24 protein-coding genes and 1 other RNA gene are annotated in these 25,322 nt (G+C 46.7%); 23 read left to right on the top strand and 2 right to left on the bottom strand.

The features are described from left to right. The first annotated feature begins 48 nt into the window (after positions 1 to 48). The 18 genes from yqfC (at position 49) to rnpB (ending at position 18,075) form a co-directional block, all read left to right on the top strand. Positions 49 to 342, top strand: coding sequence for a sporulation protein YqfC (gene yqfC, locus V6668_RS21370; protein WP_076318859.1), 294 nt, complete (start codon positions 49 to 51; stop codon positions 340 to 342). Beyond that, positions 339 to 1,532: a sporulation protein YqfD gene (yqfD, locus tag V6668_RS21365; RefSeq protein ID WP_338706599.1), complete on the top strand. Its 1,194-nt coding sequence runs from the start codon at positions 339 to 341 to the stop codon at positions 1,530 to 1,532. Before yqfC ends, yqfD begins: the two co-directional genes overlap by 4 nt. 6 nt (positions 1,533 to 1,538) lie before the next feature. After that, entirely contained in the window at positions 1,539 to 2,510 is a 972-nt protein-coding gene (locus V6668_RS21360; RefSeq protein ID WP_017687243.1) for a PhoH family protein, read from the top strand. Between the two features lie 16 nt (positions 2,511 to 2,526). Further along, complete coding sequence (locus V6668_RS21355) at positions 2,527 to 4,776, top strand: HD family phosphohydrolase (protein ID WP_036615038.1); 2,250 nt, start codon at positions 2,527 to 2,529, stop codon at positions 4,774 to 4,776. 115 nt (positions 4,777 to 4,891) lie between these two features. After that, a complete protein-coding gene (ybeY, locus tag V6668_RS21350; RefSeq protein WP_036674804.1) occupies positions 4,892 to 5,389 on the top strand; it encodes an rRNA maturation RNase YbeY in 498 nt (165 codons plus the stop codon). After that, complete coding sequence (locus V6668_RS21345) at positions 5,389 to 5,760, top strand: diacylglycerol kinase family protein (protein WP_017687246.1); 372 nt, start codon at positions 5,389 to 5,391, stop codon at positions 5,758 to 5,760. The genes ybeY and V6668_RS21345 overlap by 1 nt, the downstream gene beginning before the upstream one ends. Positions 5,761 to 6,051: 291 nt before the next feature. Continuing rightward, positions 6,052 to 6,465, top strand: coding sequence for a cytidine deaminase (locus V6668_RS21340; RefSeq protein ID WP_338706598.1), 414 nt, complete (start codon positions 6,052 to 6,054; stop codon positions 6,463 to 6,465). Between the two features lie 39 nt (positions 6,466 to 6,504). Then, entirely contained in the window at positions 6,505 to 7,404 is a 900-nt protein-coding gene (gene era / locus V6668_RS21335; protein ID WP_338706597.1) for a GTPase Era, read from the top strand. A 104-nt stretch (positions 7,405 to 7,508) separates the two neighbouring features. After that, positions 7,509 to 7,649, top strand: a complete 141-nt coding sequence (locus tag V6668_RS21330; RefSeq protein WP_074095877.1) for a YqzL family protein — start codon at positions 7,509 to 7,511, stop codon at positions 7,647 to 7,649. A 33-nt stretch (positions 7,650 to 7,682) separates the two neighbouring features. Continuing rightward, on the top strand, positions 7,683 to 8,435 hold the full coding sequence (recO, locus tag V6668_RS21325; RefSeq protein WP_211080806.1) for a DNA repair protein RecO: 753 nt from the start codon (positions 7,683 to 7,685) through the stop codon (positions 8,433 to 8,435). Between the two features lie 410 nt (positions 8,436 to 8,845). Next, on the top strand, positions 8,846 to 9,733 hold the full coding sequence (glyQ, locus tag V6668_RS21320) for a glycine--tRNA ligase subunit alpha (protein WP_017687252.1): 888 nt from the start codon (positions 8,846 to 8,848) through the stop codon (positions 9,731 to 9,733). Further along, positions 9,726 to 11,801, top strand: a complete 2,076-nt coding sequence (glyS, locus tag V6668_RS21315) for a glycine--tRNA ligase subunit beta (protein ID WP_338706596.1) — start codon at positions 9,726 to 9,728, stop codon at positions 11,799 to 11,801. The genes glyQ and glyS overlap by 8 nt, the downstream gene beginning before the upstream one ends. Before the next feature lie 229 nt (positions 11,802 to 12,030). After that, positions 12,031 to 12,498: a YaiI/YqxD family protein gene (locus V6668_RS21310; protein WP_017687254.1), complete on the top strand. Its 468-nt coding sequence runs from the start codon at positions 12,031 to 12,033 to the stop codon at positions 12,496 to 12,498. Between the two features lie 47 nt (positions 12,499 to 12,545). Beyond that, complete coding sequence (gene dnaG / locus V6668_RS21305; RefSeq protein WP_036615029.1) at positions 12,546 to 14,366, top strand: DNA primase; 1,821 nt, start codon at positions 12,546 to 12,548, stop codon at positions 14,364 to 14,366. A gap of 43 nt (positions 14,367 to 14,409) precedes the next feature. After that, positions 14,410 to 15,549 (top strand): RNA polymerase sigma factor RpoD, encoded by a 1,140-nt coding sequence (rpoD, locus tag V6668_RS21300; RefSeq protein WP_017687256.1) that lies wholly within the window; start codon positions 14,410 to 14,412, stop codon positions 15,547 to 15,549. Between the two features lie 184 nt (positions 15,550 to 15,733). After that, positions 15,734 to 16,492 (top strand): class I SAM-dependent methyltransferase, encoded by a 759-nt coding sequence (locus V6668_RS21295; protein WP_338706595.1) that lies wholly within the window; start codon positions 15,734 to 15,736, stop codon positions 16,490 to 16,492. Then, the gene (locus tag V6668_RS21290) at positions 16,468 to 17,583 is read left to right on the top strand and encodes a Nif3-like dinuclear metal center hexameric protein (RefSeq protein ID WP_338706594.1); all 1,116 of its coding nucleotides are present in this window, start codon (positions 16,468 to 16,470) and stop codon (positions 17,581 to 17,583) included. Before V6668_RS21295 ends, V6668_RS21290 begins: the two co-directional genes overlap by 25 nt. A gap of 82 nt (positions 17,584 to 17,665) precedes the next feature. Next, an RNA gene (rnpB, locus tag V6668_RS21285) (RNase P RNA component class A) lies at positions 17,666 to 18,075 on the top strand. A 257-nt stretch (positions 18,076 to 18,332) separates the two neighbouring features. On the opposite strand, the gene V6668_RS21280 is transcribed toward rnpB, so the two are convergent. Beyond that, a complete protein-coding gene (locus V6668_RS21280; RefSeq protein ID WP_338706593.1) occupies positions 18,333 to 19,562 on the bottom strand; it encodes a PLP-dependent aminotransferase family protein in 1,230 nt (409 codons plus the stop codon). Positions 19,563 to 19,669: 107 nt separating this feature from the next. On the opposite strand from V6668_RS21280, the gene V6668_RS21275 reads away from it, so the two are divergent. Together V6668_RS21275 and V6668_RS21270 are read left to right on the top strand one after the other, a co-directional pair. After that, positions 19,670 to 21,190, top strand: a complete 1,521-nt coding sequence (locus tag V6668_RS21275) for a PLP-dependent aminotransferase family protein (RefSeq protein ID WP_338706592.1) — start codon at positions 19,670 to 19,672, stop codon at positions 21,188 to 21,190. A gap of 86 nt (positions 21,191 to 21,276) precedes the next feature. Further along, complete coding sequence (locus tag V6668_RS21270) at positions 21,277 to 21,534, top strand: hypothetical protein (protein ID WP_036615016.1); 258 nt, start codon at positions 21,277 to 21,279, stop codon at positions 21,532 to 21,534. Positions 21,535 to 21,635: 101 nt separating this feature from the next. Here the strand turns inward: V6668_RS21270 and V6668_RS21265 are convergent, their stop codons facing one another. Then, positions 21,636 to 23,510, bottom strand: a complete 1,875-nt coding sequence (locus tag V6668_RS21265; RefSeq protein WP_338706591.1) for a S8 family peptidase — start codon at positions 23,508 to 23,510, stop codon at positions 21,636 to 21,638. A 283-nt stretch (positions 23,511 to 23,793) separates the two neighbouring features. On the opposite strand from V6668_RS21265, the gene V6668_RS21260 reads away from it, so the two are divergent. The 3 genes from V6668_RS21260 (at position 23,794) to V6668_RS21250 (ending at position 25,133) form a co-directional block, all read left to right on the top strand. After that, complete coding sequence (locus V6668_RS21260; RefSeq protein ID WP_017687263.1) at positions 23,794 to 24,300, top strand: YpuI family protein; 507 nt, start codon at positions 23,794 to 23,796, stop codon at positions 24,298 to 24,300. Positions 24,301 to 24,465: 165 nt separating this feature from the next. Then, positions 24,466 to 24,684, top strand: coding sequence for a DUF1540 domain-containing protein (locus V6668_RS21255; protein ID WP_074095869.1), 219 nt, complete (start codon positions 24,466 to 24,468; stop codon positions 24,682 to 24,684). Between the two features lie 35 nt (positions 24,685 to 24,719). Beyond that, positions 24,720 to 25,133 (top strand): hypothetical protein, encoded by a 414-nt coding sequence (locus tag V6668_RS21250; RefSeq protein WP_422395223.1) that lies wholly within the window; start codon positions 24,720 to 24,722, stop codon positions 25,131 to 25,133. The last annotated feature ends 189 nt before the right edge of the window (positions 25,134 to 25,322 follow it).

Raw genomic sequence — 25,322 nt, 5'->3', positions numbered from 1 at the left:
TGAATCTGCGCATAAGTTGAACTGTAGAGGAAGGGGGAAGACCTTCGAATGACCCGGATCAGCCGCAAGCTGCGCAGATGGACCAGTGAAGTGTTGGATCTGCCGCAGGATGTGCTTTATGATATGCCACGGTTAACCCTGATCGGCAGTAAGCAACTGTATATAGAGAACCATCGCGGTGTCATCCATTTCACGCCGGATCGTATCGTGTTGGCTCTTTCCCAAGGCCAGTTAGAGATCAAAGGAACTGCCTTGGTGATACGTAATATTTTGCCGGATGAAGTAGCTGTCGAAGGAAGGATTCTGGATATTCATATGAATGGAGTGGAGGGGAACGGATGAAGCAGCCCAGTCTGTACAAACTGCGGGGAGCAGTCCGAATAACGGTCACTGGGGGAGACATTGAAACATTAATCAACACGGTGGCAGAGCAGGGACTGGAAGTTTGGGACCTGCGTGCTCACGATGGACGCGTGGCAGAGATGAATATTCTGCTGCCGCATTTTTTCAGGTTGCGTCCTATGTTGAAACGGACAGGCTGCAGGGTGAAAGTAACCCATCGCAGCGGTTTCCCCTTTTTTGCGGCCCGATTATTGCGGAGGAAGTTCTTTCTTGGGGGTATGCTGTTTTTTGTGGCAGCTTTGTTTGCGTTGTCGTCCATGGTATGGAGTGTGGAGGTCAAGGGTAACGTCACCATTCCCACCGACGAGGTGCTTGCAGCAGCGAAGAAAGAGGGCATATATCCTTTGCAATGGGGGTTCCGTCTGCAAAGCCAAGACAAGCTCTCCAGGCAGCTTGCACTCGCTCTGCCGGATGTAACCTGGATTGGCGTCAGCAAAGAGGGGACAACCATTACCATTCAGGTCGTAGAATCTGCCCAACCAAAGCGCGAACCATTACTGAACCCCAGACATCTGATCAGTAAGTCAGATGCTGTGGTCACTCAAATCTATGCGGAGCAGGGACGCCCTGTTGTTCAGAAGGACATGCGTGTCAAAAAGGGTCAGGTATTGATCTCCGGGATTCTCGGGGATGAGGAGAACACCAAAACCATCGTTGCCAAAGGCGAAGTTCGTGGTCTGGTATGGCGTGAGTATCAGGTAGAGGTTCCGCTGGTGCAAAAACATAATACAATGACAGGTGAGAGCAAAGAACGTTTTTACATGGTACTGGGGAATTGGGCGATTCAACTGTGGGGGTACGGTAGTACACCATTCACTTCATTTGATACCGAGAGTAATCATAAACCATTGACGTGGCGATCCTTTACACTTCCCATGGGTTGGCTGACAGAGAAAGATCTGGAGACCCGAGAGCATGAGCAACAACAGACGATAGAATGGGCCAGAACGAAAGGATTGGAAGGAGCAAGGAACGATATTATCGCCAAAAACGGCAAAGGAACAAAAATTATAAGTGAAAAAATTTTGCATGAGAAGAAAGAGAATGGTAAAGTTTATATGAAAGTCTTATTTGAAGTAGAAGAAAGCATTGCGGAAGAACTTCCGCTAGTCCATAGTCAAGGAGAATGAGGATATTTGTCAGAGCAAACACGCAGCATACAAATCTCCCTCCAGAGTGCGGGAGAGGGCCAATCTCTTTTTGGACCCCAAGATACTTTTCTTAAACTGATTGAATCCGAGATTCCCGCCCAGATTGCATCCCGTGAAGCGGAGATTGTGATTTTTGGCAACGCACAGCAGGTGGAATCGCTTGAACAATTATTTGATGTGTTACTGCAATTGATACGCAATGGATATGTGTTAACCGAGAGAGATGTGAAGTATGCGATTGAACTTGCCAAGGATATGCGGGCAGACCAGCTATTGGATCTGTTCAAGGGCGAGATTACAACGACATACCGAGGTAAACCAATCCGTGTTAAAACCATTGGACAGAAGCACTATGTAACTACAATTAAAAAACGTGATATTGTATTTGGCATTGGTCCTGCTGGTACGGGTAAAACCTACCTTGCTGTTGTACTGGCTGTTGCCGCAATTAAAGAAGGCAGCGTCAAACGCATTGTACTCACACGGCCTGCTGTTGAAGCGGGAGAGAGTCTTGGATTTTTGCCAGGTGATCTTCAGGAGAAGGTAGACCCTTATCTGAGACCACTGTACGATGCCCTGTATGACGTTATGGGACAGGAACAGACCGCGAAGGCACTGGAGCGAGGGTTAATCGAAATCGCGCCACTCGCCTACATGCGGGGGCGTACGCTGGATGACTCCTTCATCATTCTGGATGAAGCACAGAACACAACGCCGGAACAGATGAAGATGTTTCTAACCCGTCTTGGTTTTGGCTCCAAAATGGTCATCACCGGAGACGTGACACAGATTGATTTACCGCGTGGTAAGAAATCCGGGCTTGTGGAAGCGAATACGATCTTGAACGAAGTTAACGAGATTGGATTTGTCTATTTTGCCGAGCAAGATGTTGTACGGCATTCCCTTGTCCAGAAAATTATCGTGGCTTACAACCACGCCGCAGAAAATCAAGCATAGAAAGGGATTGTCTAAAGTGACCTCGAAGGAACCGTCAAAAGGCAAATCTTTTCAGAATAAGGCTACAGGATGGAAGTATAGCGTGTGGGCACGCTATCTTCTGTTTTTGTTTCTGGTGATTCTTTTCTACGTGAGTCTGGCTTCCAAACTGCTCCCTGAGCGCTATGATATTCAGGAAGGGACACGGAGTGAAGTGGACATTGCTGCGCCCATGCAGATTCCGAATAACAAGGCCACACTCAAAGCACAGGAAGAAGCTGCTGAACGGGTACAGCCGATATTTCAGATTGTCCAGTTGCGAAACGAAAATTTGATGACTACCCTGCTTGATCGTGTAGATCGATTAAATCAGGATGATCAGATTTCAAGTCAGGATAAGATTGATATTTATCGGGATGAAATTCCACAGCGCCAGAAGGATTTTGTGACCAACTATATCAATAATAATCGGAAAGCCGGTACATACTCCGAGACTCTTTTGGAAGAAATCAGAAATGTGGTACAGGAGCAAAGCTACCGTATTCCCGAAGAAACTTACATCAAAATCTCACGTCTGACATCGGATGATATCCAGGAGATGAAGCCGGTTGCGAGGGATATTGTTGCCCGGTTAATGACGGATCAGATCAGCGATGCAACCACTGCTCGTGCCAAAGTAGCCGAGATGGTGAGTGTCAGCTCTCTTGGTAAGCGTACGCAACGTGAGGTCGTGCAAGAGCTTGCTCGCCTTGTGGTGACCGCGAACCGCTTCTACGATGAAGAGGGAACTAAGGAAGCCAAAGTACAGGCGCGTGAGAACACGCAAACCGTCTTTATCAAGCAAGGGGACACATTAGTTGCCAAGGGTGAGATGATCACCCCGGAGATGTATACTTTGCTGGGTGAGAATGATTTGCTGAAAAATGAAGTGAACTACTGGCCGCAGCTTGGACTTCTTATGTTTTCCTGCCTGTTGTCAGCAGCCATTCTGATGTATATTCAGCAAGGCAGCGGAACACATTTTAAGTATAATAATGCCCAGCTGTTGATGCTTGTTCTCATTTTTATTATTACGATTGTGGTTATGCATGTGACGGCGATTATCCAGACCAATGAGAGGTCTTATGTTGGCTTCCTTGCACCTGTTGCGGTAGGAGCGATGTTAATTGCCTTGTTACTGGATACCTCGCTTGCCTTTGTATGTTCGATTTTGATCGGTATGTTGTCCAGCATTATTTTGAATACACATCAGGGTCAACTTTTTGACTTCGAACTAGGTTTCTTTGCTGTATTGGTTTCATTTGTTGCGATCTTCGCAACTCATAAGGCTAGCCAGCGATCAACGATCCTGAAAGGGGCCATTATGGTCTGTCTGTTCGGGTCCATAGCCGTCTTCACCTTGGCTTTGATTGACTCGGGAGATTGGAATCGAACCACGACACTGTATGGCGTTGGGTTTGCATTTGCTGGTGGCGTGCTGACTGCCATACTGGTCATTGGGCTGATGCCATTTTTCGAAACTTCATTTGGCATTTTATCAGCGCTCAAACTGGTAGAACTATCTAATCCGAACCATCCGCTTCTTCGCAAGTTGCTGACGGAGACACCGGGTACCTATCATCACAGCGTTATGGTAGGGAATCTGTCCGAAGCAGCAGCAGAAGCCATAGGAGCTAACGGATTGCTATGCCGAGTCGGTTCGTATTATCATGATATTGGCAAGACGAAGCGGCCCATCTATTTTATTGAAAATCAGAACAATATGGAGAATCCACATGATTCAATTGATCCTAAACTGAGCAAATCCATTATCGTTGCCCATGCGCGCGATGGGGTGGAAATGCAGAAGGATTACAAGCTGCCCAGACCTATTCGGGATATTGCGGAACAGCATCACGGCACGACATTTCTCCACTATTTCTATCACAAAGCACTGCGCCAGGCGGAAGAAGCAGGCGTTGAGCCTGATTTCACGGAAGAAGATTTCCGTTACCCTGGGCCGAAGGCTCAGTCCAAGGAATCGGCTATTGTTGGCATTGCTGATAGTGTAGAGGCTGCTGTGAGATCTTTGCGCAAACCGACAGTGGAACAAGTGGAGTCCATGATTGAGAAGATTATTAAAGGACGATTGGACGATCATCAATTCAATGATTGTGACCTTACGATGCGTGAACTGGATATCGTCGCCAGAACATTGAAGGAAACGGTGATGGGTATCTTCCACTCCAGGATCGAATATCCGGAGGAAATTAAGAAACCAAAGCCAACTTCACCCGAAGCAGGCTAATTCAATAATAGTTCGTGTTCAAAAAGGCCGGTTTTCAGTACCGAGAAGATGGGATGAAGCTAGAAATGCTTTTTTTGAACAACCTCTAATATGAGCAGACAGGAGTTATGAAAGAATGAGTCTTAACCTGGCATGGAATAATGAACAACAGGACAAAGAAATTACAGAACCGATGATTGCAATGCTGGAACAATTGCTGAATCTCGCAGGAGAAGCGGAAGGTGTTGCAGACGGGGAAGTGGCTCTGACTTTTGTGAATGATGAGCAGATTCATGAGTTGAACCGTGATTATCGCGGCATTGACCGTCCTACGGATGTACTGTCTTTTGCGATGAACGAAACGGTGGATGAAGAACTAGATATTATCTATGAGCTGGACGAAGATGAAGAAATGGAAGAAATGCCGGATGTTCTTGGAGACATCATCATTTCCGTACCACGGACCATCCTGCAAAGTGAAGAGTATGGACACTCATTTGAACGTGAACTTGGTTTTCTGTTTGTCCATGGTTTCTTGCACCTGCTCGGATACGACCATCAGGATGAAGCGAGTGAGGCTGAAATGATGGGCAAACAAGAAGCGGTATTGGCCCAGGCCGGGTTGACACGATAATGAAAAGACGCTCCTGGGGTCTGGTATTCCGCAATGCTGCGGAAGGAATCGCATATGGGTTGCGGACTCAGCGTAATGTGAGAGTTCACACGGGAGTGGCTATTTTGATGTGTGTAGCCGGCTTTTTTTTCAGAATCTCAAGAACGGATTGGATGTTTGTGCTGACCGCTGTCTTTTTGGTCCTGGTGACTGAATTGATGAACACGGCTGTAGAGGCAGCGGTTGACTTGGCACACCCCCATATCCATCCGCTGGCAAAAGCGGCAAAGGATACCGCGGCCGGGGCAGTTTTGCTGGCTGCGGTATTCGCTGTCATCATCGGTTGTATCGTTTTCATTAAGCCGGTGATGAGCTGGCTAGGTTTGTACTGATTTTGATTTGTTTTGTGATTTTAATACTACACAAATTTGTGAAGTTAGACCTTTTTTTAAGTTGAACTTGTAGACGTTACACGATAACGAAGAGGACAGAAATAAACCTGTAGAAGCGAAGCGTTCGCCTTTATACACGGATTTTCACTTTGAAAAGTGAATCAAAAAATCTGGGGATAACAGCGATCGAAGGGTTATTCTGGACTCGGAGTGGCTAGTGTAAAATTGGCTTTGGTTGAACTTAATTCGTAGGTACTAACTTTATATTGCACCCTAAGGGAGAGAATATTAATGGATAACGGTTTGTTAATGCAAGAAGCAATTAAGGCACGTACGAAGGCATATACGCCTTACTCCCATTTTGGTGTTGGCGCGGCTTTGCTTGACAGTGAAGGTCATGTGCATCATGGTTGTAATATTGAGAATGCTGCGTATACACCAGGTAACTGTGCTGAACGTACAGCGATGTTTAGTGCCATTGCAGGTGGGCAGAAGCCTCGCAGCTTCACAGCGATTGCCATTGTGGGAGACACGGATGGTCCGATTGCTCCATGTGGCGTATGTCGTCAGGTCATGTACGAACTGTGTGAACCCGATATGAAAGTCATCTTGGGGAACTTGAAAGGTGATGTGCAAGAGACCACCGTTGCTGAACTGTTGCCTTGGGCTTTTGGGCCTTCTGATCTGAATTCCGCCAAAAAATAAACCAATACATTCCAGGCCTAGGCGCCTGAGGAGGAACATATGAAAAAACAAAAATTCAAATCCGGTTTTGTAGCCATTATCGGACGTCCTAACGTTGGTAAATCCACTTTGATGAACCAAGTCATCGGACAGAAAATTGCAATTATGTCGGACAAGCCGCAAACAACCCGTAATAAAATTCACGGTGTATATACATCGGACAATCAACAGATCGTTTTTCTGGATACACCAGGGATTCATAAACGTCAGTCCAAATTAGGCGATTATATGAACCAGACCGCTTTGAACACACTGAGTGAAGTAGAAGCAGCCTTATTCTTGATTGATGCTTCCGAAGGTATGGGCGGTGGTGACCGCTATATTGCGGAACAGCTGAAAAATATCCGTACGCCTGTCATTCTCGTCATGAACAAAATTGACAAAATTGAGCCGGAAGCGCTATTACCACTTATTGAAGAGTATCGCAGATTACACGATTTCGCTGAAATTGTGCCTGTGTCTGCCAAGCATGGCAATAATGTCAGCACATTACTGGAACAGCTCGGCAAGTATTTGCCTGAAGGTCCACAGTACTATCCTGACGACCAGGTTACTGACCATCCGGAGCAGTTTGTATGTGCCGAGTTGATTCGTGAGAAAATTTTGCAAATGACTCGTGAAGAAGTTCCGCACTCCATTGCCGTAACGATCGAAGATATGAAAGTGCAAGATAACGGTGTCGTTTATATCTCAGCTGTCATATTTGTGGAACGGGATTCGCAAAAAGGGATCATTATCGGCAAGCAGGGTGCCCTTCTGAAAGAAGTGGGTAAACGAGCTCGACATGACATTCAAAACTTGCTTGGCTCCAAAATTTTCATGGATCTGTGGGTCAAAGTGAAAAAGGACTGGAGAAATCAGGATCGAGTTCTGCGTGATCTTGGCTTCGGGCGCGACTGATCATCCGAGTTGTATCCAGTAATTGCAACACATAGTTTACCTTGCAAGACTCCATCCTATTTGGTAGATGCAGACGTCATTTCCGAAGAGAGGATGAAATTCCGATGCGAGATTTTTCGTGGAAGGTTTTTGCGATGACGGGGGACGTGGAGTCCTATTTGTTATATACCGAGGCGTGTAACTCGTTAGGACAGGAGTCGGATAATGCAAGGGAAGTGATTGAAGATGAAGAAGCCGAAGGATAACTGGCTGATTCGGGAATGGTTAGGTGACGAGGCATGCTATACAGGGTGGAAGGCATTGTCATCCGCAGCATGGACTACGGCGAAGGGAACAAAATCATTACACTTTGCACCGAAAGCGGCGGGAAAGTAGGGGTACTCGTGCGCGGTGCTAAAAAGCCCAAGAGCCGACATGCTGCACTGGTGCAGCCGTTTACGTTTGGTCAATATGTTTATTTTCGCAATACGGGTCTAGGTACACTGAATGCTGGAGAAATCGTTGAATCCTATCATGAATTGCGTGAAGATCTGGTCAAGGCCTCCTATGCCTCTTATGCGTGTGAACTATTGGATCGCGTGCTTCAGGATGAAGAGACAGGTACTTTTTGGTTCAAACAGTTAAAGGCGTGTTTGCAGGCGTTGAAGGATGAGAAAGATCCGGTTGTTATTACAAGTCTGTACGAAATGAAAATATTACAGGCATCCGGATATGGTCCACAGTTCGATGAGTGCATCTCCTGCAACCAGGAGCGACCAGATGAGCAGTTGTTTATAAGTCCCAGACTTGGTGGCGTCTTGTGTCGAGCATGCAAACACTTTGATCCTCCAGCGATGTCAGTTAGTCCAAAGGCTCTGAAGTTGTTGCGTTTGTTCGCACAGTTGGATCTGCAGCGCTTGGGGAATATATCAGTGAGTGAATCTACCCGTGATGAGATCAAAAAGTTGATGCGTGCCTTTATGGATCATCAGCTTGGTCTGAATCTTAAATCCCGTTCTTTCCTCGATCAGATGGAGAAGTACGGGATTTGAGGCGTTTTGGTGGAAGTGAAACTATATCTTGACTTCATACTAGATTTTATATATTATGAAATATAATTTCTCTTTATGAGACATGCATTGAACGAGAAAGTAAAAGACTGGATTTATTGCATTTATGGAGACAAGTCGTTGTATAACACTTGGGAATCATGAATGAGCGAGTCGGGGATGGTGGGAGCCTGGCTGAATCGGTTTTTGAAACGGCACTCGGGAGCATGAATGGACACGGAAAAGTGGGCTGGAACGAACAGGATCATCTTGTTTGATCTAAGCCAAGTAGGGTGGAACCGCGGGAATAGCTCTCGTCCCTACGTCTGTACAACAGGCGTAGGACGGGGGCTATTTATTGTTGTCTTCACCGTCCTAAGCTTGCTAACAAACCATTGAAAAGGAGCATGATTATGAATTTTCAGCAGATGATTCTAACGCTGCAACAATTCTGGGCCGAGCATAACTGTATTATTGTCCAGCCATACGATACGGAAAAAGGGGCAGGTACGATGAACCCGATGACCTTTTTACGCTCGCTTGGACCCGAACCTTGGAAAGTGGCCTATGTTGAGCCTTCCCGTCGTCCTTCGGACGGACGTTATGGTGAGAACCCTAACCGGCTGTACCAGCATCATCAGTTCCAGGTCATCATCAAGCCTTCTCCGGACAATATTCAGGAAATTTACCTGGAAAGTCTGAAGCGTCTCGGCATTGATCCGCTCAAACATGATATTCGGTTTGTTGAAGATAACTGGGAGAATCCTTCCCTTGGTTGTGCAGGTCTTGGTTGGGAAGTATGGTTGGACGGAATGGAAATTACACAATTTACGTATTTCCAACAGGTCGGTGGGATCGAGACAAATCCGGTAGCTGTTGAAATTACGTATGGTATGGAGCGTTTGGCTTCTTACATTCAAGATAAAGAGAATGTGTTTGATCTGGAATGGGTGGAAGGTATCACTTATGGTGATGTATTCCGTCAGCCAGAATTCGAACACTCTAAATATACGTTTGAAGTATCTGATGTCAAAATGCTGTTTACACTCTTCAACATGCATGAAGAAGAAGCAAACAAGGCCATGGCGCAGCATCTGGTATTCCCGGCATATGACTATGTGCTGAAATGTTCCCACACGTTCAATCTGTTGGATGCACGTGGAGCCATCAGTGTAACGGAGCGTACGGGTTACATCACACGTGTTCGTAATCTGGCTCGCCAAGTCGCTGCAACATATATGGAAGAGCGTGAGAAGCTAGGCTTCCCGCTGATCAAGAAAGGGGGAGCCGAGCATGTCTAAGGATCTATTGTTCGAAATCGGGTTGGAAGAAGTACCTGCACGCTTTATGCGCGCAGCAATCGCACAGCTGCAAGAGCGTCTCGTGAAATGGCTTGACGCATCCCGCATTGCTTATGGTGAAGTGAATGCATATGCTACACCGCGCCGTCTGGCTGTTTTGATTCACAATGTGGCTGAAAAGCAGGAAGATATCGAGGAAGAAGTGAAAGGTCCTTCACGCAAAATTGCCCTGGACGACAGTGGCAATTGGAGCAAAGCTGCACTCGGATTCGCCCGCAGTCAAGGTGTTGAACCCGACCAGTTCACGTTCAAGGAACTGAACGGTGTGGAATATATCTATGCAACAAAGAGCAGCAAAGGTGTGGAAACAGCTTCTGTAGTTGGTGAAGGATTACTTTCTGTATTACATGCCATGACGTTCCCGAAATTCATGCGTTGGGCTTCCTATGATTTCAAATTTGTACGTCCAATCCGCTGGATTGTGGCTATGCTCGGCAGTGAGGTTATCGATCTGGAAGTGACAGGTGTTAAGTCGGGTAATGTAACTCGCGGACATCGTTTCCTCGGTAAGGAGGCTGTGATCTCCACTCCGTCTTCATACGTGGAAGTGTTGCGTTCCGAACATGTCATTGCTGATATCCAGGAACGTGAACAGATGATTGTATCCCAGATTCAGGCACTGGCTGCTGAGAAAAAATGGGATATTGCGATTAAGGAAGACTTGCTGGAGGAAGTTCTGTTCCTGGTGGAAACACCTACCGTATTGTTCGGGACATTTGACTCCTCATTCTTGAATATTCCACAAGAAGTATTGATTACTTCCATGCGTGAGCATCAGCGTTATTTCCCTGTACTGGACAATGAAGGACAATTGTTGCCATTCTTCGTGACGGTACGTAACGGTGGAAGTGATTCACTGGACGTTATTGCCAAAGGGAATGAAAAAGTTCTGCGTGCACGTCTGTCTGATGCCAAGTTCTTCTATGAGGAAGATCAGAAGCTACAGATTAAGGATGCATTGTCGAAGCTGGAAAGTATCGTCTTCCAGGAAGAATTGGGAACAGTTGGAGATAAAGTACGTCGTATTCGCAAGATTGCCGATGGACTTGCTGCCAAACTGCAAGTATCCGGTGATGTTGCTGAATCCGTTAGCCGCTCAGCAGATATCTGCAAATTCGATCTGGTGACACTGATGGTGGGAGAATTCCCGGAACTGCAAGGTGTGATGGGTGAGGATTACGCTCGTAAAGCTGGCGAAAAAGAAGAAGTGGCCAAAGCGGTATTTGAACACTATCAGCCACGTTTCGCTGGAGATCAATCCCCTGCTTCTCTTGTCGGTGCCATTGTCAGTGCTGCGGATAAAATGGACACAATCGTGGGTTGTTTCTCCATCAACATCATTCCAACGGGTTCACAGGATCCGTACGCGCTGCGCCGTCAGGCTGCAGGTATTGTACAGATTTTGCTGGATCACAAGCTTCCGCTGACATTGTCTGACGTGTTCGGAGTAGCACTTCAAGTACATGCCCAGATGAACCTGTTGAAACGTGCAGATGAAGAGGTTCGTAAAGATCTGCAAGACTTCTTTGGTCTTCGTGTGAAAAAATTGTTGTCCGAAACCGTTCGCTACGACGTAGTGGATGCCGTAATTTCTTCCGGATTCGATGATATCAGCGCTGTGGTTCCAAAAGGTGAAGCTTTGATGGCGGCTGTTATGACAGGAGATGCATTCAAAACAACGGTTGAATCGTTCAACCGTGTGGGTAATCTGGCGGCCAAAGCATCCAATGCTTCCGTACATCCAGAACTGTTCACAGAAGATGGAGAACGTCAGTTACATGAGGCATGGAGCAAAACGAATGCAGAATATCGTCAGGCGTTGACTCAGCATCATGCTGCTGAAGCACTGGCTATTGCATCTGCCTGGAAGGATGGTATTACCTCATTCTTCGATTCGGTCATGGTTATGGCCGAGGATGAAGCTGTTCGGGCGAATCGACTTGCCTTGCTCGCGGCTATTGATCGTGACTTGAAAGGATTTGCTGATTTTTCCAAGTTGGTTTGGTAATTGGGCGTATTTCATGAATCCTTTTCCACAGACTTGGCGCAAAGCTAAAATTCAGTATTAAAGAAGGATATATGAGGGTATAAATATACGGAACGGGTTGTGAAATGTATTTTTGACAACCGCTCCGTATTTTAGCCTTTGATTTCCCTCGTTCCGGCAGAAGGATTTTGCCTGGCCGGGGTCGTATATAACAATATGCAGCTATTTTATGAAACCGGGTGGTCTGGGTTTGAGTGAGTTAAATATACGCCACATTGTTGTGGATGGTGATGCTTGCCCGGTCAAAACCGAGATTGCGCAAACCGCTCGCCTTTTCAACATCCCCGTATTGTTAGTCTCTTCATTTGATCATTTGCTTCAAGGAGGAGAAGGGGTACGAACCGTGCAAGTGGATCGCAGTGATCAGAGCGCAGACCTGTATATTGCTAATCATATTAAGCCATATGATGTGGTTATCACTCAGGACTATGGACTTGCGGCACTTGCGCTTGGCAAACGTTGTTATGTTTTGTCCTTTCGTGGTCGTGAGTTCAACGATCGTGACATTGATTTCATGTTGGATTCTCGTCATACTGCGGCCAAAGCACGAAAAAGAGGCCATTACGGGAAAGGCCCAAAGCCTTTCACAGAGCAGGATCGAGAAATGTTTCAACATAAACTGACAAAACTTTTAAAAGATTTGCAGGAGAATGTGTAAGTTTATCGAATTATATTTACGTGTTGAAGAGATGAAGGTGGCCAGAGATGAGTACCGGACAAGGCGGTATACCCGAAAGTATTATTGAATCGGTGTTACAGCAGAATGATATTGTCGATACGGTGAGCCGATTTGTGCATCTGACCAAACAGGGGAAGTATATGAAAGGCCTCTGTCCTTTTCATTCCGAGAAGACGCCTTCGTTCACCGTTACACCTGAGAAACAAATTTTCTACTGCTACGGTTGCGGCACGGGTGGAAATGCCATCAAATTTAGGATGGAAATCGAAGGGTTATCCTTTCCCGAGGCTGTCAAAACGATGGCGGAAGAAAGTCACATCTCTATGGGGGACTGGCAAGGGCGTGAATCTGCTCATGTGAATCCGGAGACGGAACGTCTGTTGGAGGCTTATGAGCTTACCGCGAAGCTGTATCATTTTTTGTTGAAAAATACAGAGCACGGCAAGTCAGCCATGGAGTATTTACGCTCAAGAGGTTTTGGCGACAAGTTGATTGACCAGTTCCAGATTGGTTTTGCACCAAATCGTTGGGACACACTGGTACAATTTCTTGAGAAACGTAACTATCCGCTCGAAGAGATGGAAAAGGGTGGACTTCTGTCACCGCGAAATGAAGGTCAGGGATATGTGGATCGATTCCGAGACCGGATTATGTTCCCGATCAATGGCAGGAGCGGTAAGCCGATTGCATTTGCAGGACGCATATTGGGAGATGGGCAACCGAAGTATCTAAATTCACCGGAAACCCGGTTATTTAACAAAAGCCGTGTTCTCTATAATCTGCATCATGCCAAAAATGCAATTCGCAAACAAAGACAAGCCATTTTGTTCGAGGGATATGGTGATGTCATCTCCGCATGGGACCAGGATATCCAGAATGGTGTAGCGGCAATGGGCACTGCGTTAACCGAGAATCAGGCACTGATGCTCAAAGGGATGTGCGACGAAGTCATCATATGTTATGACGGCGACAGAGCAGGACAGGCTGCTGCACTCAAAAACTTCCCTATTCTTGAGGAAGCTGGATTGCAGGTCAAAGTGGCTCTCATTCCCGAGGGACTTGACCCGGATGATTTTATCCGGAAGCATGGTGGTGAACGGTTCCGAAACCAGATTGTGGACGGTGCCGTGACAACTACAAAATTTAAACTTATAAACTTAAAAAAAAGCCATATACTGCTAGAGGGTGGCGGACAAATCGCCTATTCGAAAGAAGCAGTAAAGTTGATTGCGCCCTTACCTTCTCCAACAGAAAGGGAAGTGTATCTTCGTGAACTGGCTGCAGAAGTGGACGTATCGTTCGAAACATTGAAGCAGGAGTGTAATGAAGAACGGGAGGCGATGAAAAATAACCTCCAGTTTGGGGATAATAACCCGAAAAGGTGGAATAATGGTAGGCAACAAAATAGGCAGGTGCCTACACCCAATCTGTTGCCGGCTTATCACGCTGCCGAACGCAAACTGATTGCCTGGATGTTGCAGGATGATGAGGCTGCCCAGTACGTGAATGAGCATCTTGGTGAAGCTTTTAACTTGGATGATCATGCAGCTATTGCTGCTTATCTATATGCCTACTATGCGCAAGGCAAACCGTCGGATACAAGCCGTTTTATGTCTTCACTGCATGACGATCGCCTGGAAAAGACGGTTAGTTCAATCTCGATGATGGATGGTCCAGGTGAATGGAGTATTCAAATGCTCGATGATTGCATCAGGGAAGTGCTGAAGCATCCGCGTAAGAAAGAGTACGATTTGAAAAAAGAAGAAATGATTGCTGCAGAGCGGGCAGGTGATTCTGTACGCGCGGCACAGATTGCAATTGAAATGATTGCCCTAGAGAGACAGTGAACGTCTGATGATTAGATGTTTCTAGGGAGGAGGGAGTCGAATTATGGCGAATGATCAGCATACTGAACTAGAAACAGAATTGACACTGGATCAGGTTAAAGATCAATTGATTGAATCAGGTAAGAAAAGAGCTTCGCTGAATTACAAGGAAATTATAGAGAAACTCTCTCCTTTTGAGCAGGATGCAGAGCAAATGGATGAGTTCTATGAGCAACTGAGCGATCTGGGTATCGATGTAGTGAATGAAAATAATGAAGAGGTTACACTTCGTCCTAGTGAAGATTCCGAGAACAACACCAGAGAGGGAGAGGACGAATTCCACTTTGATGATGATCTGAGCTTGCCGCCAGGTATCAAAATCAATGACCCTGTCCGTATGTACCTCAAGGAAATTGGTCGTGTGCCACTGTTGTCGGCAGATGATGAAGTACAACTGGCTAAACGGATTGAGAACGGGGATGAAGAAGCCAAGCGTCGTCTGGCTGAAGCTAACTTACGGCTCGTTGTCAGTATCGCCAAGCGTTACGTTGGACGTGGAATGTTGTTCCTTGATTTGATTCAGGAAGGTAATATGGGTCTGATCAAAGCGGTTGAGAAGTTCGACCACAAAAAAGGATACAAGTTCAGTACGTATGCAACATGGTGGATCCGCCAAGCGATCACTCGTGCTATTGCTGACCAGGCGCGTACAATTCGTATCCCTGTGCACATGGTGGAGACGATTAATAAGCTGATCCGGGTATCCCGTCAGCTGTTGCAGGAACTTGGGCGTGAACCGACACCAGAAGAAATCGCTGCTGAGATGGATCTAAGTGTAGAGAAAGTTCGTGAAATTACGAAGATTGCACAGGAACCGGTTTCTCTGGAAACACCAATTGGTGAGGAAGATGATTCCCATCTGGGTGACTTCATTGAGGATCAGGAAGCACTTGCTCCGGCGGATGCTGCTGCGTATGAGTTGCTGAAAGAACAGCTCGAAGATGTATTGGATACATTGACTGAACGTGAAGAGAACGTGCTTCGTCTACGTTTTGGTCTGGACGATGGACGGACGAGAACGCTGGAGGAAGTCGGCAAGGTATTTGGTGTTACGCGTGAGCGTATTCGTCAGATCGAAGCCAAGGCTCTTCGTAAGTTGCGTCACCCGAGTCGTAGTAAACGACTCAAGGATTTCCTCGAATAATCGAACTATGGGAGACTTTCCGCAAGACGCTTTAGCGGCGGCGGGGTCTCCTTTATTTTTAATTTAAACGTCTTGATTTCTTGGTTTTGGAAATTCATCCTTGAAATGTTTTATTGGATTTTATTTTATCGCTTTTCCTTGTTCAATGCAAATCAATAAATTAAATGAATGGTGTAGGTGCTTCATGAAACTTTCGAATCGATTACAGCGAATACATGATCAAATTCCCGATGGCAGCCGCATGGCTGATATCGGTTCAGACCACGCGTTGCTGCCAGTAGCCGCAATCCGCAGTGGGAAAGCTGCAAGTGCAGTAGCCGGGGAAGTCAATCCTGGCCCTTATGATGCTGCATGCAAACAAGTCAGCGATGCTGGCCTGAGAGAAAAAATCACGGTGCGTCGTGGAGACGGTCTTGATGTGATCTCTGCGGGTGAAGTGGATGTCATCACCATTGCAGGCATGGGCGGTGCCTTGATTGCTTCTATTTTGGACAGAGGTTTATCCAAACTGGAAGGAGTCCAGTTACTTATTTTGCAACCAAATGTGGGTGAGGATATCCTCAGACGCTGGTTACTGGAGCATCACTGGGTGGTTGTGGCAGAACAGTTGCTCGAAGAAGATGGCAAGATCTATGAGATTATAACGGCGATGCCACAATCCGTAAGCCCGATTGCCAATGTAGAGGTGTATCGTGCACGTCCGCTTCAAGGCGGGGCAGAATTAACGGAAGATTTGCTGCTGCGGATGGGACCTTATTTGGTTGATCGTCCAACGGATGTATTTTTTGCCAAATGGGAAAGTGAGATCATCAAACTGCAAGGGGTTGTAAACTCGATCTCCAAATCCGATCAGGATTCTTCCCGGGACAAGGCGGCTGAGGTAGAGCGTCTTATCGCAAACTTGAAGGAGGTTTTGGCATGTTTGCCAAAGGTCAAACTGTAATTCAACTGATGGAGCAACTCGCTCCCAAACATCTGGCTGTACCGGATGACCGCATTGGTCTCCAGCTCGGCAGTTTGCAAAAAGAAATCCGTCACGTGTTAGTAGCTTTGGATGTGACGGATGAAGTGGTGGACGAAGCGATTCGCATTGGAGCCAACCTGATTATCGCTCATCACGCCATCATTTTCCGTCCGGTTAAGTCACTGAGTACAGATACACCTATGGGTAAATTGTATGAAAAGCTGATTAAGCATGATATTGCTGTCTATATCAGTCATACAAACCTGGATGTGGCCGAGGGTGGGATGAATGACTGGATGGCCGATGCACTTGGCATCGAGAGTAAAGAATCGCTGGAAGATGTACACACAGATCATCTGTACAAGCTGGCTGTCTTTGTGCCTCGTACCCATCATGAACAGGTTCTTCAGGCCATTCTGGAAGCCGGAGCGGGGAGTATCGGTCAATACAACAAGTGCAGCTTTAACACGGAAGGTACAGGAACATTTGTACCTGGTGAAGGGACTCAACCGTTTATCGGTACCCAAGGGCAGATGGAACGTGTGGAAGAAATGCGTATTGAGACCATCGTACCCCAAAGTCTGAGAAGTAAGGTCGTTCAGGCGATGCTTAAGGCTCATCCGTATGAGGAAGTGGCCTATGACCTCTATGCAATGGATTTAAAGGGCCGTACGCTCGGTCTGGGACGCTTGGGACCCCTTAGGGATCCTAAGACATTAGGTGAGCTAGTGGAGGTCGTGAAGACCCAATTCAATGTGTCTCATGTGCGGGTAGTAGGAGATCTGAACAAGCAGATCAAAAAAGCAGCGGTTCTTGGCGGCTCTGGCAGCCGTTACGCGCTGACTGCCCGCTTCAAAGGTGCGGATGTTATTGTGACCGGAGATATTGATTATCACACGGCTCATGATGCGTTAATGGCAGGTATGTGTATCATCGACCCGGGACATAATTCCGAGAAGATTATGAAACCAAAAACAGCGGATTGGCTTCGTTCCCGTTTGGAAGAAAAACGATATGATACGCAAGTTACAGCTTCAGAGGTAAATACGGAAGTATTCCAGTTTATCTAAAAAGATCGTTGATGTGCAGCTCCCAGTAATATTAAGCTTGTCTGGGAACCTAAATGCCTGTATACTATGTAATGTTGTTCGGAAAGCTTGACAGACAATCGCTGGTGGCCTTTGTTGCCACGAGAGGAAAGTCCGGGCTCCACAGGGCAGGATGCTGGATAACGTCCAGTCAGCGCGAGTTGAAGGATAGTGCCACAGAAATGGACCGCCGATGGCCGGATTTTCCGGCACAGGCAAGGATGGAACCGAGGTGTAAGAGACCCCGAGGAACGCTGGTGACTTCGTTCCTGGTAAACCCCATCTGGAGCAAGACCTAATGGGACACAGCCGCCTCTTCGGAGGAGGCAACCTTAGCCCGAGGTGTGTCTAGGTTGGTCGCTTGAGCTGTGCAGCAATGTATGGCCTAGATAGATGATTGTCGCTTCTGGTGGGAGGGTAGTTCCCGTATGAACCACGAAGAGCACAGAACCCGGCTTACGGTAAGCTTTCCTAACTGCAACAACAACACTATTGCAACACAATGTAGTCCACCTATCAGTCGAGGACAACTCGTATGAATTAACCGATGGCTTGACTGATCAGAAGGACCCATGAACATCTAAAAAAACTTAACTCCTGTTGATAACAGGTTCTATAAAAATAAGGCGGCAGTTCCGAGATTCTCGGGCCTGCCGCCTTATTTTTGTTTCTCATATCAAGTTATTAATCTTCATACGCTAATGGAATAGTCAAACGTTTATGACAGTTCATTACAGTGTAACAACACTGTCCGATGTTAAGGAAGCATGCCAACGTTGGATGGCGCGATCCATTCTTTCCACGGCTTCCGGAAGGAGCTCAGGGTCTGTATGAGTAAAGTTGATCCGCATGCGGTTTAACTCTGGTGTGCCTGCATAGAAGGAATCACCAGGGACAATGCACACTTTCTCCTGGATACCATAAGTGAACAGATTGCTTGCAAGCATGCCTTCAGGCAATTGCAGCCACAAGAACATGCCACCTTGAGGTGAATTCCACGAGATACCTTCCCATGCTTTGGCTGCCATAAGAGTAGTCAGTGTTTTCATGCGTTGTTCGTAATCCTCTGAAATATGGCGGATATGCGCATCCAGATCGAAAGATTCAAGTAGTGCATGAAGCGCTCTTTGGTCAATGCTGCTGGAGTGCAAGTCAGCACCTTGTTTGGCTCGTGCTGCCATTTTGACAATATCGGGAGCAGCCAGTATCCAGCCCGTACGAAGGCCAGGTGCTACCGTTTTGGAGAATGTACTGGTGTAGATAACGTTGGAAGGGCCGTCATAGGATACTGCATCCAGTTCTGCGAGAGCAGGGACATCCAATTGCTCCGGATTAAACCGAATTTCACCATAGGGATCATCCTCCAGAATGACTACACCATACTTGCGGCACAGATCCACAGCCTGCTGTCTTCTTTCTCGTGACCATACTTTTCCCGTAGGATTGGAGAACGTGGGGTTAATGTAGACAAGTTTTGGACGATGCAACTGGAGTTGTTCCTCCAGAGATTCAGGCAACATACCGTGATCATCACAGGCTACGCCGTGAGATTCAGCCTGATAGGAATGAATGACTTGCAGAGCAGCGAGGTAGGTTGGTGATTCAACCAATACGCGGTCACCCGGGTCGAGAAGGATGCGGCAAACCAAGTCAATGGATTGCTGTGAACCCGTAGTGAGAAGCATGTGATCGGGTGAAGCGGGAATGCCCTTGGATTCAAGACGTTCGGCGATTTTGGCGCGAAGAGGATGGTAACCCTCAGTCTCCGCATATTGAAGAGCGGCTGCTCCGCTCATAAATACTTTTTCATATGCAACGCGGATGGCTTCCAGGGGGAATGAAGTCTGGGCGGGTAATCCACCGGCTAGTGAGATCATTCCAGGTGCCTGAGCGGCCTGGAGCATGTCGCGAACGACAGAGGACGGGGTGTTTTGTGCCATTTTGGACCAAGGGATACTCATGTTATTCTCATCTCCTGTTATTCACTGTTATACTGATATTATAAACTATAATAGACGGACTACACTATAACAGTAAAATGAAGATCATAACAGTTGGGGGAGCACATATGCATATTGAATTAAAGCGGGGAAGCAGTACCAAATTGTACGTGCAGATTGCGCTAACGATTGCCGATCGCATCAGATCAGGACTCATTGAACCCGGAACCCGACTTCCTTCTGTTCGCAAAATGACCGCGGATTTGGGTGTCAGCCTGGTCACTGTATCCAAAGCGTATGCTGAACTTGAAGCGATTCAATTGATCACCTGCTCCCAGGGGAAAGGTTGTTATGTGAGAGGTACATTGAACGTGGATCAGATGGAGGATGTGGACCGAACGCAGCGAAACAATGCCAACAGTGAATCCAGTACGTCATGGAATTGGCAGATGGCACTGGTGGATTATTTACCGCGAGCCCAGCTCTGGAGACATTTTGATACGTCACCTCAAGTGCGGTATGAACTTCATATGTCAGCGATTCAGCCTGAACTGTTGCCTACACGAGAGATTATCGACAGCGCCTACCGACTCTCCTCTGATCATACAGAGCGTATGGCAGCTTACGGATCTTTTCAGGGGGATCGTGAGCTTAGACAGATCTTGGCCGAACACTTTGCCGAGCGTGGACTACAGGCTGCACCTGAACGCATGTTAATTACAAGTGGTGCTCAGCAGGGAATCGATCTTGTGGCACGAACTTTTGTCGGACCTGGGGATGTTGTATACATGGAGGCACCAAGCTATACCGGAGCCATTGATGTATTTACGAGTAGAGGCGCGAAGATCATTACGGTCCCAATGGATGACGAAGGCATGCGTATTGATCTGTTGACCCGATTATGTGATACCTATCCGCCCAAGCTGATCTATACGATCCCGACCTATCACAATCCAACAGGTATCACGATGAGCGCAAGAAGACGAGCACAACTTCTTAATCTCGCGCAAAGTTACCACTGCCTCATTCTGGAGGATGATCCGTTTGCAGATCTTTATTTTCGGGACCCTCCCCCGGCCTCAATTAAATCGATGGATGTGACAGGTCATGTCGTATATATCAAAAGCTTCAGCAAGGTGTTGTCTCCCGGTTGCCGTATAGCCTGCGCCATCGCAGACGGAAGTGTATTGACCCGGCTTGTGGCCGCGAAATCTACGGCCGATCTGGGGAGTCCACTGCTTACACAAAAGGCACTGCAATCTTTCATTCAGAATCAGTACGGTGCTTATGTATCCCGATTAAGGGATGAATTGTATTCTCGCTTGTGCGCAGCATCTGAAGTGCTGGAAGAGCATTGTACTATGGGCATGCAATGGCGCTTGCCAGAGGGAGGACTCAATCTGTGGCTCCAACTTCCGAGTAACTTGGATATGCGTGAGTTGCATCATCAGTCACTTGCTGCAGGGGTCTCTTTCCTCCCCGGTTCAGCCTGTTATGTAGGGGAGATGGATACACCAAGTCTGCGTATCTGCTTCACGGTAACAAACGTTGAGCTTTTGTGTGAAGGACTTCGTGTACTGTGCCAAGTCATTGACAGAGTAACACCTGGGCAGGGTGGGACAGTGGCGGACAGGCTACCGCTCATATAATTTTTCGGACTATGGACATACATCCAATCCACTTTCGCTCTGTTGCAATAGGTTATAGTATCACCAGAAAGGGAGTTGGTTTTGAAATGAACCATTACTGTCCACCGCTTTGCCCGATTGTCTGTGACCCGATCCAGGTTGTTGAGGATTATTACATCCCACAAATCGTGCCTGTAATCCACCCGATTGAAGTGATCAAAAAACATCACTGTGTTCCGATTCATCACCACATGTATCCTGTTGTTGTTAAAGAAGAAGACCCTTGCTATGTATCCAGCCATAATCCGAAGAAAAAATCCGTGAAAAAATCAAGCAAAGCCCGCACAACTTCTCGCAAACGCTAATCGCAGCGGGTGCCCCGGGGAATTGGATATAAACCAAAAGAGCAGCGTACGCCCCGGGGCGCAGCTGCTTTTGTATTTTTTACAGATTATCCTCATTACGCTTACTGCGTATACTTTTTCATCGTATTATCCATTTGTTGTCTGACATGTTGCGGCCAGAACTGCAAAGGAGCGCTGTTGCCTGATGCGGCTTGCAGTGCCTTATAGACATCGATTTGACCATAGCCGAAATACTTATCGTGACCCGGATCACCGAGGTCAATAACACTTTGGCGCATCAAATCCATCACTTCCGTGTTGGTCAAGTCCGGGTTCAACGAACGAATCAAACCTGCAAGTGCGGCTACATGAGGGCTAGCCATGGACGTTCCAGACAAGGCTGCATACTGATTGTTTGGATAGGTACTGGCGATACTGGACCCCGGAGCCATCACATCAACATAGTCCCCGTAGTTGGAATAGGAAGCTTTGCTCATATCCGGGTCCGTAGCAGATACGGCAAATACTTCCGGATAAGCAGCAGGGTATCCTGGACGCTCTGTATTATCATTCCCCGTGGCTGCAATCAGGACGATATCCCGGTCAAAAGCGTATTTAATGGCATCATGAAGAAATTGCGCATCAGCATAATTGCCGAGACTCATGTTGATAACCTTGGCTCCATGATCGGCTGCCCAGATGATGCCTTCGGCAACGGCATATGTGGTACCAGAACCCGAGTTGTCGAGTACTTTAACCGGTAGTACCTTGTTATACCAGCTCATGCCTGCCACGCCTTCATTATTGTTGACAATAGCGCCGATAATGCCTGCGACGTGTGTCCCATGTCCCACATCATCCATCGGTTGGCTTCCCGGCTCGACCACATTATAACCCTCAAGGAGCTTGCCCTTCAGGTCAGGATGATTCATATCAACCCCCGTATCAACTACTGCTACGATGACATCTTTGTTTCCCTTGGTAATATTCCAACCTCTGTTTGTCTCAATCGCAGGCAGGTTCCACTGATAATCGGAGAACAAAATGTCATTGGGTATCGTTACATCTGTTTGTTCAGTTACATTATCATTGGTTAAATACATATAGTGGGGCTCCATATAAAGTGGATTCCATTTGCTTTCGAAATAACTATGCAATTGTTTGTAACTCATGTGTTCTGACCGAAAAACATACGTGTATCCCAGCTTGCGCGCAGATTGCGCTCTCAGATCGGATTTAATGATACGCATATCCCGTTCACCGGGATCTTGGCGAAAACGGATGACGATTTCATTTTCATAAAAATGACTGGCATTGGCATTATCATGTCCAGTTTTCACTGTGATTTCGTTAAGCGTATCCGGGTGAACAGACTCAATTTTGAATTTACCCTCACGCGGATAAGGGATCATGCGCAGATTTTTGCGCTGATGTTGTTCAACAGCATTTAATACGTTCTGACTGAACAAGGCAATTACAGCTCTTTTGCCATCTTTGGAGGGTTGCCCCATAACAAAGTATTTTTCTTTTCCCAAAGGAAAAGAAGAGGATTCAAAACTTTGACGTTTGTTTACCGCTTTTTTGGCAAGGTTGAGCGAATGTTGAAGCTTCTGTTGTTCCAACTTGCTTCCTTGTGTGGAGGCGTGATCAAAGGGCTTGTTAAAAGAGCCATTGGTATTCATGAGATGAATGGATCTGATATGTTCATGTGAACTTTGGAGATCATTCACATATCGGCTAACCTGCGCAGCATTCATTGTGGCGGTTTTCTCCAGCATGATACTGAGATGTTGCTTGGCATCCATACGGGTCAGAAGATCGGTTGCTTTGACATCCTGCACTTTCAGACGATGCTTACTCGTGTGCTCCTCATGAGCAGAGTCAGACAGGGCACCTGGCTTAGGTTCGGGACGATTGGATGTTGGAAGCAGGAGCGTCAGAGCGAGTGCTCCTGCACCAGCTGCAAGGGCCCAGTTAATCCATTTCGGTCTGGACATGGTGGATGGAACCTCCTTCGTTCATTTTGGACAATCATTAACAGTGCTTCGTCGTTGTCACTGGTTATATCTATCGTTAGAAAAAGCGGATATTTTTATGCAGGCGGGTTCGAGTCTAACTGCGTATAATAGGCATGTTTAACGGCAGAAGCGGAAAGCATGATTAAGGGATACCGCTCGTCATCTTTTTATGGTAGGATTATAGCTGAGAATTCAAAGGTCAGGGGAAAACCACCGTTGGCCGACCTATATGTAAGGACTTATTTAAGGGGGAGCTACCTTTATGTCAGCAGCCAATGTACAGAAAACATGTGAGTCAACTAGGGAAAAGTTAAAACCGGCTATCGATCGGATTGAAAATTTTTTGAATGAGAATGCTTTGCCTGAACTGGATCAGAATCAGACGGAAGAATCAACAGCCTTCTACAAAGGATTTCTTTCAGATCTCCGTCATTTGCTCGTTTTTTCTGAAGTTTCTTACGAAAAACTTGGCGTTGTGCTGCGTCGTGCCAACTTTGATGTCGATTTTGCCGAAAAGGCTCTTTATAATACGTATCACCAATGCGTAAACAGCTTTTTCTATCCCAAAAATGAATGTTATTCCGAAGACGGAAGATACGCTTACACAGGACAAGATGCCATTCGTTTCCGTGACAAGCCAATCCGTGCAGTACGGGATGTCATTCTTGAGGTTTCCAAAACGTACGAAGAATTGCGCGATGATCTGGCATATTATGAAAGTGATTACCTGACTCAGCGCCGTATGCAAAATCAACGGAATCACGCCTAATTAACGTTTAAACTTGAATATGAAATTGGACGAAACCGCCCTTGTGGCGGTTTTTTTGTGTTATTAGTGTGAATCGGACGAGGTGTAATCATGTCATCATCTGGCATTTTGACGGGGAATATCAGGTTTGTGGCGGGGAGACAATAGTAGTCGAGGTGATAAAAAATGAGCCAAGACAAACCAATTGTCAAATGCAGCGTCTCCAACTGCAACTTTTGGGGAGAGAACAACTTCTGCCATGCTGATGCCATCATGATTGACATCGACCAACATGCCACCCGTCGTCTGCATGAGGAATTTGCCGGTGAGACATTTGACTCCGATCACCATGATCATGCACGCACATCCTCTGCAACATGCTGTCACACGTTCAAACCCAAGTGAGCAGTCATCCCTATTCATAACGGAGGTGCTTCCCAATGAAAAATGACGATAATAAGTTTAATTTGCAGGATCGCCCTAAAATCAATGTTGACGGTGAAAAACAGCGTATGCGCGTCGATTATCCCAGAAAAGCACATCGGGAAGAATACGGGGCAGAGGTCGCTCCTCCGACTGTCGTAAGAACTGGAGGTAGCGAACGGGCAGAGCCTGTACCTGAGAAGCATGAGGCAGACCGGGTCATGGAATCAACAGGCAAGGTTGCGGGTTACATGGGACTTGCCTTTGGGATCGCGTCTTTGTTCATGTGGTCAATCGTACTTGGACCGGCCGCAGCCGTACTGGGTTACTATGCATATGTGAATGGTCGTAAGACAGCGGGAGCCTGGTCCATTGGACTGGGTGTTGTAGCTACGCTGAGTTATTTTTTCATGATTCCATTCGCTCGTTAACGTGTAAAATGATTTATTCAAAAGCCTTCTGTTCTCACCCAAATACGGTGAATTACAGAAGGTTTTTTTCGTATATGCGCAGGCTAGGTGGGTAGATTCATATATTTTTATGAAAACAATGGAACCTTGCTGTAAAACGATGTAGAATAAGGTCATAATACGCTTAATTATACGGGAGTGGGTATAACT

The sequence above is a fragment of the Paenibacillus amylolyticus genome (genome assembly GCF_036894225.1).
In the GTDB taxonomy this organism is placed as follows: domain Bacteria; phylum Bacillota; class Bacilli; order Paenibacillales; family Paenibacillaceae; genus Paenibacillus; species Paenibacillus amylolyticus.
The sequence above is the reverse complement of the archived record's forward strand: the minus strand, read 5'-3'. Positions and strand labels throughout refer to the sequence as shown.

Coding starts and splice junctions, on each gene's coding strand:
- yqfC (WP_076318859.1), top strand. CDS start 49: ATGACCCGGATCAGCCGCAAGCTGCGCAGATGGACCAGTGAAGTGTTG.
- yqfD (WP_338706599.1), top strand. CDS start 339: ATGAAGCAGCCCAGTCTGTACAAACTGCGGGGAGCAGTCCGAATAACG.
- ybeY (WP_036674804.1), top strand. CDS start 4,892: ATGAGTCTTAACCTGGCATGGAATAATGAACAACAGGACAAAGAAATT.
- V6668_RS21345 (WP_017687246.1), top strand. CDS start 5,389: ATGAAAAGACGCTCCTGGGGTCTGGTATTCCGCAATGCTGCGGAAGGA.
- V6668_RS21340 (WP_338706598.1), top strand. CDS start 6,052: ATGGATAACGGTTTGTTAATGCAAGAAGCAATTAAGGCACGTACGAAG.
- era (WP_338706597.1), top strand. CDS start 6,505: ATGAAAAAACAAAAATTCAAATCCGGTTTTGTAGCCATTATCGGACGT.
- V6668_RS21330 (WP_074095877.1), top strand. CDS start 7,509: ATGCGAGATTTTTCGTGGAAGGTTTTTGCGATGACGGGGGACGTGGAG.
- recO (WP_211080806.1), top strand. CDS start 7,683: ATGCTATACAGGGTGGAAGGCATTGTCATCCGCAGCATGGACTACGGC.
- glyQ (WP_017687252.1), top strand. CDS start 8,846: ATGAATTTTCAGCAGATGATTCTAACGCTGCAACAATTCTGGGCCGAG.
- glyS (WP_338706596.1), top strand. CDS start 9,726: ATGTCTAAGGATCTATTGTTCGAAATCGGGTTGGAAGAAGTACCTGCA.
- dnaG (WP_036615029.1), top strand. CDS start 12,546: ATGAGTACCGGACAAGGCGGTATACCCGAAAGTATTATTGAATCGGTG.
- rpoD (WP_017687256.1), top strand. CDS start 14,410: ATGGCGAATGATCAGCATACTGAACTAGAAACAGAATTGACACTGGAT.
- V6668_RS21295 (WP_338706595.1), top strand. CDS start 15,734: ATGAAACTTTCGAATCGATTACAGCGAATACATGATCAAATTCCCGAT.
- V6668_RS21290 (WP_338706594.1), top strand. CDS start 16,468: ATGTTTGCCAAAGGTCAAACTGTAATTCAACTGATGGAGCAACTCGCT.
- V6668_RS21280 (WP_338706593.1), bottom strand. CDS start 19,562: ATGAGTATCCCTTGGTCCAAAATGGCACAAAACACCCCGTCCTCTGTC.
- V6668_RS21275 (WP_338706592.1), top strand. CDS start 19,670: ATGCATATTGAATTAAAGCGGGGAAGCAGTACCAAATTGTACGTGCAG.
- V6668_RS21270 (WP_036615016.1), top strand. CDS start 21,277: ATGAACCATTACTGTCCACCGCTTTGCCCGATTGTCTGTGACCCGATC.
- V6668_RS21265 (WP_338706591.1), bottom strand. CDS start 23,510: ATGTCCAGACCGAAATGGATTAACTGGGCCCTTGCAGCTGGTGCAGGA.
- V6668_RS21260 (WP_017687263.1), top strand. CDS start 23,794: ATGTCAGCAGCCAATGTACAGAAAACATGTGAGTCAACTAGGGAAAAG.
- V6668_RS21255 (WP_074095869.1), top strand. CDS start 24,466: ATGAGCCAAGACAAACCAATTGTCAAATGCAGCGTCTCCAACTGCAAC.
- V6668_RS21250 (WP_422395223.1), top strand. CDS start 24,720: ATGAAAAATGACGATAATAAGTTTAATTTGCAGGATCGCCCTAAAATC.